At 52.1% G+C, this 12,268-nt stretch carries 11 protein-coding genes and 1 tRNA gene; 5 read left to right on the forward strand and 7 right to left on the reverse strand.

The window, feature by feature from the left end; translation table 11 throughout:
* Window positions 1–212: 212 nt before the first annotated feature.
* The 4 genes from ruvB to ACKI61_RS11080 all read right to left on the reverse strand — a co-directional run bounded on the left by ruvB (window position 213) and on the right by ACKI61_RS11080 (window position 3,612).
* Window positions 213–1,256, reverse strand: a complete 1,044-nt coding sequence (gene ruvB, locus ACKI61_RS11065; RefSeq protein WP_407457761.1) for a Holliday junction branch migration DNA helicase RuvB — start codon at window positions 1,254–1,256, stop codon at window positions 213–215.
* A 44-nt stretch (window positions 1,257–1,300) separates the two neighbouring features.
* Window positions 1,301–1,909: a Holliday junction branch migration protein RuvA gene (gene ruvA / locus ACKI61_RS11070; RefSeq protein ID WP_407457762.1), complete on the reverse strand. Its 609-nt coding sequence runs from the start codon at window positions 1,907–1,909 to the stop codon at window positions 1,301–1,303.
* 101 nt (window positions 1,910–2,010) lie between these two features.
* A complete protein-coding gene (locus ACKI61_RS11075) occupies window positions 2,011–2,931 on the reverse strand; it encodes a hypothetical protein (RefSeq protein ID WP_407457763.1) in 921 nt (306 codons plus the stop codon).
* A 9-nt stretch (window positions 2,932–2,940) separates the two neighbouring features.
* A complete protein-coding gene (locus tag ACKI61_RS11080) occupies window positions 2,941–3,612 on the reverse strand; it encodes a hypothetical protein (protein WP_407457764.1) in 672 nt (223 codons plus the stop codon).
* 239 nt (window positions 3,613–3,851) lie between these two features.
* On the opposite strand from ACKI61_RS11080, the gene ACKI61_RS11085 reads away from it, so the two are divergent.
* From ACKI61_RS11085 to ACKI61_RS11100, 4 genes are all read left to right on the forward strand, one after another.
* A complete protein-coding gene (locus tag ACKI61_RS11085) occupies window positions 3,852–4,505 on the forward strand; it encodes a hypothetical protein (RefSeq protein ID WP_407457765.1) in 654 nt (217 codons plus the stop codon).
* Between the two features lie 9 nt (window positions 4,506–4,514).
* Window positions 4,515–6,203, forward strand: a complete 1,689-nt coding sequence (locus ACKI61_RS11090; protein WP_407457766.1) for a M3 family oligoendopeptidase — start codon at window positions 4,515–4,517, stop codon at window positions 6,201–6,203.
* Between the two features lie 105 nt (window positions 6,204–6,308).
* A tRNA-Ser gene (locus tag ACKI61_RS11095) sits at window positions 6,309–6,393 on the forward strand.
* A 24-nt stretch (window positions 6,394–6,417) separates the two neighbouring features.
* Window positions 6,418–6,735: a hypothetical protein gene (locus ACKI61_RS11100; RefSeq protein ID WP_407457767.1), complete on the forward strand. Its 318-nt coding sequence runs from the start codon at window positions 6,418–6,420 to the stop codon at window positions 6,733–6,735.
* Window positions 6,736–6,827: 92 nt separating this feature from the next.
* On the opposite strand, the gene ACKI61_RS11105 is transcribed toward ACKI61_RS11100, so the two are convergent.
* Genes ACKI61_RS11105 through ACKI61_RS11115 form a run of 3 tightly spaced genes read right to left on the reverse strand, consistent with a single transcriptional unit; the run spans window position 6,828 to window position 9,482 of the window.
* Window positions 6,828–7,313 (reverse strand): PAS domain-containing protein, encoded by a 486-nt coding sequence (locus ACKI61_RS11105; protein WP_407457768.1) that lies wholly within the window; start codon window positions 7,311–7,313, stop codon window positions 6,828–6,830.
* 11 nt (window positions 7,314–7,324) lie between these two features.
* Entirely contained in the window at window positions 7,325–8,650 is a 1,326-nt protein-coding gene (locus ACKI61_RS11110) for a hypothetical protein (protein WP_407457769.1), read from the reverse strand.
* The gene (locus tag ACKI61_RS11115) at window positions 8,643–9,482 is read right to left on the reverse strand and encodes a TIGR02147 family protein (protein ID WP_407457770.1); all 840 of its coding nucleotides are present in this window, start codon (window positions 9,480–9,482) and stop codon (window positions 8,643–8,645) included. The genes ACKI61_RS11110 and ACKI61_RS11115 overlap by 8 nt, the downstream gene beginning before the upstream one ends.
* A 329-nt stretch (window positions 9,483–9,811) precedes the next feature.
* Between ACKI61_RS11115 and nifJ the strand changes: the two genes are divergently transcribed.
* The coding region (nifJ, locus tag ACKI61_RS11120) for a pyruvate:ferredoxin (flavodoxin) oxidoreductase (protein WP_407457771.1) at window positions 9,812–12,268 on the forward strand (2,457 nt) is incomplete at its 3' end.

Consider the following 12,268-nt stretch of genomic DNA (forward strand, 5'->3'; position numbering starts at 1 on the left):
CTATACAGAAAAAACAGGTGCCGCAACACCTGCAAATGTCAAAAGGATAAATGTGTATCAACCGAACTATGAAAAGGGAGAAGTCTCTCCCTGATTTCAGCCCCGATTATTGTTGCAGAAGCAATCCAATACTGAATGAAATCGGGGCTTCCATCACCCTTTCGCCTAGGGGCTCCGCCCCTAAAACCCTAGAATTCGGGAAAATTTTTTGCTTAAAGATCCAGCGACTCTTGCGCCGACGCTTCGGCAAGCGCTTTCGGAATCGCCTTGTGAAGCATCTCGTAGGCGGTGCGCGTGGCGGTACGGCCACGCGGCGTTCGCGCGAGGAGCCCCTTGCGAATCAGGTAGGGTTCGTAGACTTCTTCAAGGGTATCAGGCTCCTCGCCGAGCGCGGCCCCGATGGTGCCCAGCCCCACGGGGCCACCGCCGAACTTGTCGATAATCATCGACAAAATCTTGCGGTCCATGTGGTCGAGGCCTTCACCATCGATACCAAGCATTTCAAGCGTCTTGCTCGCCGACATCAAGTCGATGACGCCTGTGCCGCGGACTTGGGCCACATCTCGGCAACGCCTGAGAACGCGGTTAGCGATACGCGGCGTGCCGCGGCAGCGACCACTCAGGAGCTTGGCGGCATCGTCTTCGAGACCTATATTCAAAATTTTTGCGCTACGCATCAAGATGTTCTTGATGTCGTCCTCATCGTAGAGTTCCAAGCGGTAATGGAGTCCGAATCGGTCTCGCAGCGGGCTTGTCAAAAGGCCACTACGGGTTGTCGCACCCACCAGTGTAAAGTGCTTGAGCGGCAGGTTTACGCTGCGAGCTGCCGGCCCGGAATCGAGCATAATATCGAGCCTGAAATCTTCCATGGCGGGGTAGAGGTATTCCTCCACCACGCGGTTCAGGCGGTGAATTTCATCTATGAACAGGATGTCATTTTCCTGCAGGCTTGTCAAAAGCCCGGCAAGGTCGCTCGCCTTTTCAAGAACAGGGCCGCTCGTAATATGGATGTTCACGCCCATTTCTTTGGCGATAATTCCGGCCAAAGTCGTCTTGCCAAGACCCGGAGGTCCGCAGAAGAGACAATGGTCCAGCGCATCGCCACGATGTTTCGCTGCTTCAATCGCAATCGAAAGGCTTTCTTTAATGTTCTTTTGCCCGGTAAATTCTTCAAGGCTAGGCGGACGCAGAGTGCGTTCGATATCGCTTTCGTCGCCCGTCCGACGTTCCGGAGAAATAATACGCTGGTCGTCCATTCTCATCCTCTGTGGATTGCTTCGCTACGCTCGCAATGACATTTTTAAAGATACTTCAAAGCCTCTGGGATAAGCGTTGCGGCATCTGCAGAATCGCCTAGGATTTCAGCCGCCTTGACCACCGCCTTTTCAGCAGCGGGGTCCTTGACGCCCAGCGTATGCAGGGCAAGGACCGCTTCCATCTTTGCGCCCGTGAGCACGCCCATTCCGGTGATTCCGGAGCCTTCGACATCGCCCAAAGCTTGCAGCATGGCTCCTGCTTTTTCTTTGAGCGAAAGCACCATCTGTTCGCAGGTTTTCTTGCCGAGCCCCTTGATTTTTCCGAGAGCGCTCTTGTTGTCGCTTGCAATCATGTTCAAGAGGTCAGCGGGGGAGCTGCCACTCAGAATGCGTTGGGCAAGCTTCGGACCTACGCCGTTCACTTCGAGTAGCATGATAAAGGTGTCTTTCTCGGTCTTGTCGGCAAAACCGAACAGTGTCATGGAATCTTCACGCACCACCAGGTTCGTGTAAAGCGTCACTTCGTTTTCCACTTCGGGCAATTTTCCGGCCGTGTAGGCCGAAATATTCACTCCGTAACCGACGCCGTTCACATCGACGACCACAAAAGTGGGGGTTTTCTCGATCAAGATTCCATGAATTCGCTCAATCATCGCCTAAAATACCTGAAAAGTAATAAACAATTGTTCACCTGCACAAATATATACTATTTTAGGTGCGATGTCAAGTACTTTTGGAGTTTTTTCACAATTATTTAGAACGGCGTGAAAACTAATCCGGCATGCATGCCAATGAGCATGATGTTCGAAACGCCGACAAACACTTCGTCTTCATAGACATCTTGAGTCTGTACTTCAAAATGGGCTATTAACGAGAAATACTTGTTAATGATGAAGGTCCCGCCAAAAAGAAAGGCGACATCGACTGGGGTCCTTGATTTTTCGTCTATAAAATCGAAGGATTTGTATTCATCTTTAATGGGGATGGAGATTTTGGAACCGACATCAAGCATTGCCGGGATTGTTCTTCCTTTTAGGGCGAATAACAAAGGGAAACTGACGCGCATCTGGGTGATGTTCCCGTGTTCCGGGTCGCGATTATTCTCTTCGAACCACGGGCTTTGGGCTGAAAGCTCCGTTCTCAAGAAGAAATTTTCGTTATGAATGAGATAAGTGAATTCGTATAACGCACCTACCTTTATGGCGATGGTCGCTTCGGTCAGGGGGATTGTCGCGAGTAGCCCTATGTTCAGTGGATAACCGTAGAATAGTGTAACCGGTTCAATATTTCCACTGGTTCTATCGCGGTCATAATAGGCGTATTTGTCTTTGCCGAATAGTTCCTTTGCGCCAACAGAGGCGAGTAGACCGACCTGAAAGCGGAAGGGGATAGTGGGCTTTTGGGCTTCTACACGATCTTTTTCTACCTTGGTAACGCTATCCTTGTATTGCTTAGTGTCTTCTACGATAATGCGGATAATTCGATAGCCTTCCGGAGTGCGTTCCGGTTCTGCAGAGACTTCTTCTGCAATTGAGGTATCTGCAGGAGCTTCTTTCGTTACGGTTTCGACAAGGGCAGAGTCGTTCTGCGTATTTTCGAGTGCTTGGTCGGAATCGACTTGCGCGTGGGTGAGTGCTACCGCAAAAAGGAGAATGCCTAGAATGGAGTATTTCATGAGATTCTCCTAGTAACACCGGTTATCATTGAGGAATTTTTCGAGTTCTTCCTCGGTATAGTAAGCCGAACATCTCTCTTCTACATCTTCGATAATTTTTTCTCCGTTAATAGCTGTGTCGAATGTCAAGCCGGTGATAGCGCCAGCTCCTGAGCCAATGCCGACCGAGTATAGAAGAAATAAACCTGTATTAAAGGAACCTTGGGATGCTAGGAGAAAAAACGGAAGAATTGCCATGGCTCCTAATCCAAATATGGCTCCGCCAACAATGACACCATAGACTGTTCCATGTAATGCGTGGTTTCTTGCAAAATCGGAGTTGTTTTTGATGCCGTTTTTACAGAGGGTGATGCTATCCCTGGGAATGGCGACAAAAAGACCGTCCTTGGGGGTAGTTATATCGTAACCAATACTGTCTTTGAGTGGGACGACGATATTCCTGTTTTGGGGATCGTAACAAAAGCGATGATTTGCAAAGAACATTACGCTATCTTCGCTGCCGGGTGTTTTGACTTCATAGGCAAAATCACCTCTGTATTTGACCTTGATTTCGGCATTCTCGTACTTGACGATTTCGCCCTTGCTCGTTTCGGGTTTGTCGAGTGGATGGTATGTACGCGTAGGATTCGTACATCCTGTTAGAATCAAAAATATCGAAGCAATGAATAAGAGAACTCGCATGAATGTTTCCTCCCAGAACCATCAATCCCAAATATATACAAAATAAGACAATTTGAAAATAAAATAAGAAAAAGGCGCCCTCCTTTCTGAGATTATTTAGTTTACATAATCCGCATTATCGGCAATAAATATAGGAAAGTTTCGGGGGTGCCGGACTTAAACAAATCCCTGAATTTTTCCGATATTAAACCAGATGGAGCGTCTCGATAATGCCAAATTGTTATATTGTGGTAGAATTTATGAAAAAGATCCTTTTTTTTGTTGGAATGTCCGCTTTTGCGCTCGCCATTTTTGGCTGCGCCACCGTCAAGAAGCTTACCGCTGCAGATGTCCTTTCCAAGACGAAGCTCGAGTTTGAGAGCCTGTCGCTCGATTCTGCTACTATCAACAAGGATCTTTTCCCCAAGTCAAGTGACTTGAAGAAAGGCCTTTTGCCGAATCCGCACGTGGTTGCCCTGGTACAGGATTTTGCACGGGGAATCCTTGAAAAAGAAATTGGCAAGGCTCACCTGACCGTTGGCCTTAACGCTAAGAATACGGGCGAAGACACGCTCTGGATTCGTGGTCTTATGGCAAGCCTTGTGCTGGATTCTTTAATGGATCTCCCAGTAGCGCTCCGCGACTCGGTAAAGCTCGTTCCTGGCGATAATCGGATTTTTCTAATAACCGAGATGCCCGTCGACCGTCGCATTTTCAAGCTGATGGATGTCAATGTCGTCCATATCGTGGGCCGTATGGACGTGTCACTCAAGGCGTCAGAAGAGGCATTCACGCTCGACTTCAACCAGGATCGCAAAATCAGCCAAGAAGAAAAGCAAGCTCTCGCCGACAAGGCCCGTACATCGGTGCTTGACAACATCGTGAGCGATTGGGTAGGGGCGATATCATTTTAGAGGTTTTTTATGCGCACTTTTGTACCTGAAAATTTTAATGTGGACAACATAGAAGAGGTCAAGCGCCTCTACCAGAACTTGTTGTTGGAAGATGTCGGCAACTCCCCCGACGCCCTCCGCGCCTGGATTCTGAAGTGGAGCGAGCTCGGTTCGGTGCTTTCAGAAGTCTCTTGCCGCCGCTATGTGGCCATGACCGTGAACACGAAGGACGAAGCCGCCGCAAAGGCCTACGAAGACTTTGTAAGCAACGTGGACCCCGTCTCCAACGAATACAGCGACAAGCTTAACAAGAAGTTGATGGCGCACCCCGCGAAAGACAAGCTGAAGGATGAATTCGGCGTGTGGTTCAAAAGTGTGCAGGTGTCTTTAGACCTTTTCTCCCCCGCAAACATTCCGCTTGAAACCGAAGAAACTATCGCCATTCAAGCCTACCAGAAGATTACCGGCGGCATGAGCGTGGAATTCGACGGCGGAATCAAGACCATGCAGCAAATGAGCGCTTACCTTGAAAAGACGGACCGCGACCTGCGCGAGCGCGCCTTCCGCACCATGTGGGACCGTCGCCTTAAAGACAAGGATGCGCTTGACGCTTCCTTCGACAAGCTTTTCCAGATTCGCAACAAAATTGCGAAGAATGCCGGCTGCAAGGACTTCATCGACTATATCTACCTGGCGAAAAGACGCTTCGACTACTCCCCCGCCGACTGCAGGAACTTCCACGAGAGCGTCGAGAAGCTAGTGCTCCCGCTTCTTAAGGAAATCTACAGGAAGCGCGCCGAGAAGATGAACCTGAAGACGCTTCGCCCCTGGGACCTCTCCGTGGATCCGCTGAACCGCGCGCCCCTGAAGCCCTACAAGAACGGCGACGAGCTGATTGAGAAGGTCGACCAGATTTTCGAATCGATACATCCGCAAGCCGGCAAGTGGGCCCGCGAAATGCAGGCGAAAAAGCTTATCGACCCCGATAGCCGCATTGGTAAGGCTCCCGGCGGCTACCAGATCGGTTTCGACGAGAGCCGTCTCCCCTTCATCTTCATGAATTCGGCGGAAACCGACCGCGACATCTACACGCTGCTGCACGAATCGGGACATTCTTTCCACCAGTATGCCCTGGCGAACCAGCCGATTCTCGCCTACCGCGACGTTCCGTCGGAATTCGCCGAAGTGGCGAGCATGAGCATGGAGCTCATCGGCACGAGCAACCTGAAGCCATTCTACGGCAACGACGAAGAAGCTATCCGCCGTAGTATCGAAGGCGAACTCGAAGACGTCATCTGGCTCTTCCCGTGGGTGGCAAGCATCGACAGCTTCCAGCACGAACTCTACAGCAGGCCGAACCATACCGCCAAGGACCGCGAAGAGATCTGGTCGAAGATCATGGACCGCTACGATGCGGGCGTGGACTATACCGGACTTGAAGCGGTACGCCGCAACCTGTGGCAGAAGCAGCTGCACCTGTTCGAATGCCCGTTCTACTACATCGAATACGGCATTGCGCAGCTGGGAGCGCTCCAGGTGTGGGCAAACTTCAAAAAAGACCCGAAAAAGGCAATCGACGACCTTTTCTACGCCGAAAGCCTGGGTGATTCCCGCCCGCTGCCGGAACTTTTTGCCGCCGCGAACATCAAGTTCGACTTCACTGCGAAGACGATTGAACCGCTGATGCAGGTCGTATGGGACGAATTGAGTCGCAGTTAAGGTTTTGAATAAGGAATTTTTACAAAAAAAGTTCATTTTTTCGTAAAAAAAGCCCAAAATCGCTTGACAAAGACAAAATAATAACCTATATTTGGCGCACATCCTGGAGGGATGGCCGAGTGGTTGAAGGCGCACGCTTGGAAAGCGTGTTTACCTCACGGTAACGAGGGTTCGAATCCCTCTCCCTCTTCTAAACATTTTCAGAGGTACCTAAATGGCTGCAGACCAGAGAGTCTATCTTGACGATATCTATGCTAGCGAGCAATGTCAAGGCTCCGTTTTTCGTGCAGTGGTCATGATGGCTCAGGAAGCCCGCTTCATCAACAAGCAGGCCAACCAGGGTTACATCACCTTGACCAAGAAGCCTACCACCATCGCCATGTACAAGTTCAAGGAAGGCAAGCTGACCTTGACCGAGAAGAAGGCCGGTGATCAGGTTGAAGCAGAAGCAACTGCCGTCGCAGAACCGGAAATGAACGCTGCCAACGCGGCCCAGGTTTCCAGTGCCGCTGACGACGCCTTCGGCGCATAAGCGACATTGAATCTATCTCCTGAAGTGAAATTTGAAAAGCGGCTCAACTGAGCCGCTTTTCTTTTCCTCTAATCCCTACAATTTGCCCGACTCTATACCTGCGCCGTCTTGGTGTAGTATGTTTCCGGGAAAGCCTTCGCGGCGCATTCGTTGCAAAGCGTGCGAAGCCTTGTTTCGGGTGCCGTTCCGACGCGGATCTGTGCACCACAGTCGGAGCACTTGGTGACAAAGACTACGGACAGCGGCACGGTCTGCGGCAGGACTCCCCTGCCTTCGCCGAGCTTGTGGACGGTATTGCGGAAGATGACTTCACCGTCGTCATTCTGGTAGATTTCGCGCACGATGCAGCAGTCGAAGCTGCGTCCGCGGCGGTTTTTCATGCGGGCGTTGAAGCTTGCGCTCTCGGTGTCGCGGCGGAAACGCTCCCAGTCGCTTGTGTAGCGGTAAAGGTCCGTAACATAATGCCACGGAAGTTCCGACGGCTCGAAGCCGAACATGCGGCAGAAGCGCCGGTTTCCGCTGAGAAGGCGGCCATGTTCGTTGACTTCGAAATATGCTAGATCGATAGTGTTCATCATTGTTCGCCTCCTTACTGATAGTACCTGTAGAGTACATCGGCTGAATTGATGGCTTTTTCACCCAACCGCACATCATTCAGTTTCAAATCAAACTCGGTGTCGCCGAATACAAACGGCGGAACCTCGGCTGTCTTTTGTAGGCTGTATCCCACGTAATTGTTTGCAATCAGGAAACCGTTTTTATAGAGCTTCAGTAGGCCGTTATTTACCGTAGCCGTGACGGACATCGTCTCGTTGGCCTTGACCTCGGCGGCGGAGATGACAGCCGAGCTGCAAGAGAATTTGTTGTCCTCTCCGACGAAGAAGGCTAGCGACGGAGCTGTGGTTCCGCATTCTCCATTGATGAGCGCTAAGCTGAAGTAGCTTCCTTCGTCACCGAACTGGCCGAAGATGTTCTTGATGTAATTATTCTCCGCATCAACGGAATTCAGCACGAACTTGACTTCGACATTCCATTCTTTAAGGCTTGTGACGATTCCGTTCTGATCTTTTTCAGTAGAGGCGTTCAGGATGCCCGAGTTCCAATGCTTCACTACGCCATAGTCAATGTCGTTCGGCAATTCGTTGGCGGCCACAATGGTGAAATAGCCATTATAGGGGGTACCGGGAGACAAAGAGGTACCGCCATCGATAGTTCCGGTGTTTCCAGCCGGTGCAATCGAGTCTGCGGGCTCGAAAGGAACGTATGATGAGTCGCTACCGACGACCGGTGAGGAATCCGCTTCCTCGTCGTAGAAAATGGTTTCTACAGGAGGGGCGTCAAAGCTTGATGCATCGAGTGAAGATACCACTGCTGCAGAGACCGGTCCGAGAATGCTTTTGACATAGGTTCCGTTTTGCAGCAGGTAGGCGACCTCGCCGCTATTTCCCGTGGACACGAACATCGGATAGGTGCCGTCTGGGAGATTGTTCAGCGTGAATTTTCCCAGTGAATCGGTTTTCGCTTGCTGCACACCGTCCGGAAGTTTAACGGAAATGTCGAGGATTTGACCGCCGTTGTTATAAATCCTGCCGTAGAAGTAGGAATCGACACGAATGTCTGTTGGCGTCGAGTCATGAACAATGACTTCTGCGTCAACATAGCCAATGTCTGCCTGCTTGTCGGTTTGTGTTGGTGCTGTATCCGTGACCATCGAATCCACAGTGCCGGGAGCGGTGACTTGCGGATCCAGCATATCGGCAGGAACGCTTTGGTCGTCTTCTGCGGCGCCGACGATGGAGTTGGTTTCTTCGCCGACACCACCTGCGCAGGCGCTCAGAATAAAGGCGGAGGAAGTTGCCGCAAGGAACGCAGCAAACTGAACCATTGAAAGTCTTGTTGAGAACAACTTAAACATGGCTTTCCTCCTTGGGCAAGGTGTTTGTCAAGGGGAAAAGCTGCACATTCAGGCGGTAGACGCGCTCTTCGCCGGAATCGTCCATGACGATGGCGCTGATGCGTCGGCGGAATTCTGCGATTTCCTTGGTGATTTTTTCAAAGGCGTTTTCGGAAATGCCGATGGTGAGGCCAGAAACATCGCGCTCGTTGACGGGAACCTGGTCTAGGCTCTGCACGGCGAGCTCGCCCATCTGGCGGTGCATTTCGCGGATGGCGAGCGAGGTGACGTCCAAGTTGCCCGTGGTGATGGAGCGGTTGCCCTGCCTGTAATGGCCCTGCTCGTCTTTTTCGAGCATGCCGTTCTTCTCGAGCAGCTTGAGCGAATTCTTCACGCTGGATGCCGCGGACTCAAAGACGAGCTCCCCCGCCATCTGGGCGGGGGTTGCGCCGTCTAGGCGTGGGGCCATTTCGCGGAGCACCGGGTTCAGCCAGCTGCCATAATAGTCATACTGATCCTCTCCTACAATCGCAAAGGAGTTCTCGTTGGCAAGCTTGCGCATCTCAGCAAAATACTTCTTCTTGGCGGCAGAAGATTTTTCCTGGTTGAAGGCGACGAGCAGCCTGAAATACTGCAGGTCTGCCCCTACAAGGCCCATGGCCGAAGCGACTCGTTCGATGCCTGCTTCGCTCAGGTTCGCCTTGCCGTCGCAAACCAGCTTCAAAAATACCGGGGAGGAATATCCGGCGGCATTCGCGAAGTCGCGCCACGTAAAACCGGAGCGTTCCTTGCGCTCGGCATAGTAGTCGCGAATGTAGACGCGGTAGCTGCTGTATTCCAATACGGGTTTCATGCCAACAAATATATATTCCTTTTTTCAAAAGTCAATAGTTTATGATACAAAAATTTAATTTTTTTACTAAAAATACGGATTATGTAGCGAAATTTGCTAAAAATACGCAATTTTCTATGATACAAGCGTGCAAAAAATGATGATACAGGTCATCTTTTTCTCCCCGCACCTAAAAATCCTTTTAAATAAGCATATTTTCAAAATTTTTCTTTTTTTCACCCTTTAATCTTTATATTTTTCATCTTGGATTTTACGCTTTTGGCTCCAAATGGGCCGAAAGTGCACTTAAATCAGATTTTTTCGAAAAAACCTAAAAATTGGAGACACACATGGCAAAAAAGATGATTGCGTGTGATGGTAACGAGGCCACCGCTAGCGTAGCGTTTGCTGTTAGCGAAGTTGCGGCTATTTACCCGATTACACCGTCTAGTCCTATGGCTGAGCACGCCGACAACTGGAGTGCTGCAGGCAAGAAGAATATTTGGGGACAGGTTCCCCGCGTGTTTGAAATGCAGTCCGAAGGTGGCGCTGCCGGTACCGTTCACGGAGCGCTCCAGGCCGGTGCCCTCACCACGACCTTCACCGCATCCCAGGGTCTTCTCTTGATGATCCCGAACATGTACAAGATTGCGGGCGAACTGACCCCCACGGTCTTCCATGTGACTGCCCGTGCCCTTGCCATGCAGGGCCTTTCTATTTTCGGTGACCACTCCGACGTGATGGCTTGCCGCCAGACCGGCTTTGCCATGCTCGCCTCCAGCTGCGTGCAGGAATGCCAGGACCTCGCTCTCGTGGCCCACGCTTCTACTCTCGAAAGCCGCGTTCCGTTCATGCACTTCTTCGACGGTTTCCGTACCTCTCACGAAGTGATGAAGATCGAAGCTCTCGAAGACGGCGTTATCCGTAACGTCATCGACGAAAAGTACGTGAAGGCTTGCCGTGAACGCTGCCTCACCCCGGACCGCCCGACCATGCGCGGTACCGCCCAGAACCCGGACGTCTACTTCCAGGGCCGTGAAACGGTGAACCCGTTCTACCTGAAGGTTCCGGAAATTGTCCAGAAGTACATGGACAAGGTTGCTAGCTACACTGGCCGCCAGTACCACATTGTCGATTACGTCGGTGCACCCGACGCCGAACGCGTGATCATTTCCATGGGTTCTTCGACCTGCACCATCGGTGACACCGTCAAGTACCTCAATTCCAAGGGCGAAAAGGTCGGTCTCGTGAACATCCGCCTGTACCGTCCGTTCCCGATGGAAGCCGTCGTTGCCGCTCTCCCGAAGACCGTCAAGAAGATTGCCGTCCTCGACCGCTGCAAGGAACCGGGTTCCGCCGGCGAACCGCTCTTCCAGGACGCCCTGACCGCAATCAGCGAAGCCGTGATGGCTGGCAAGATGGCCATGCCGAAGATGATCGGCGGCCGCTACGGTCTCTCTTCCAAGGAATTCACCCCGGCCATGGTCAAGGCCATCTACGACGAACTCGCCAAGGCCGACCCGAAGGCACGCTTCACCGTCGGTATCAACGACGACGTGTGCCACACGAGCCTCACCATCGACCCGAACTTCAAGCTGGAAAGCGACTTCTTCCAGGCTATGTTCTTCGGTCTGGGTTCCGACGGTACCGTGGGTGCCAACAAGAACTCCATCAAGATTATCGGTAACGAAACCGACAACTACGCACAGGGCTACTTCGTTTACGACTCCAAGAAGTCCGGCTCCATGACCACCTCTCACCTCCGTTTCGGAAAGAGCATCATCGACGCCCCGTACCTGATTGGCGAAAACGAAGCCGACTTCGTGGCATGCCACCACACTCCGCACCTGGAATCCGTGAACATGCTGAAGTACGCGAAGGATGGCGCTACCTTCCTCGTGAATACTCCGCACTCCGCCGACACCGTTTGGGATACCTTCCCGCGTCCGGTGCAGGAAGAAATCATCAAGAAGCACCTCAAGGTGTACGTGATCGACGCCTACGCCGTTGCCGCGAAGACCGGCATGGGCCGCCGCATCAACACCGTGATGCAGACCTGCTTCTTCTCCAAGCTCGGTAACGTGCTCGATGCCGAAACCGCCATCAAGTACATCAAGAAGTACGCCGAAAAGACTTACGCCAAGAAGGGTCAGGAAGTGGTCCAGAAGAACTGGGACGCTATCGACGCCTCTCTTGCTAACCTGTTCGAAGTCAAGGTTCCGGCTGCTGTCACCAGCACGAAGGAATTCCGCGCTCCGATCCACGGCGACGCTCCGAAGTTCGTGAACGAAGTCACCGCAGAAATCATCAAGGGCAACGGCGAACTCCTCCCTGTCTCCAAGATGCCTTGCGACGGCGTGTTCCCGACCGCTACCACCAAGTACGAAAAGCGCGACCTCGCCCTCAACATCCCGTCCTGGAATCCCGACGCTTGCGTGCAGTGCGGCAAGTGCGCCATGGTCTGCCCGCATGCAGCCATCCGCGTGAAGGTCGTTGACGAATCCGCAGTGAAGAACGCTCCGGAAGGCTTCAAGTACACGGCCGCCAAGGGCTTCAAGCTCGAAGGTTCCGACAAGCCGGTGTTCGCGATTTCCGTGTCCAGCTACGACTGTACGGGTTGCGGCGTTTGTACGCAGGCCTGTATCGGTAAGGACAAGACCGACGAGACCAAGAAGGCCATCAACATGGTGCCGCAGGAACCCATCAAGGTTCAGGAAGGCAAGTGCTGGGACTTCTTCGTCGATCTCCCGGAATTCGACCGCACCAAGGTCAACAAGAACCTCGTCAAGCAGGCCATGCTCCTCGAA

It is taken from the genome of Fibrobacter sp., assembly GCF_045601785.1.
In the GTDB taxonomy this organism is placed as follows: domain Bacteria; phylum Fibrobacterota; class Fibrobacteria; order Fibrobacterales; family Fibrobacteraceae; genus Fibrobacter.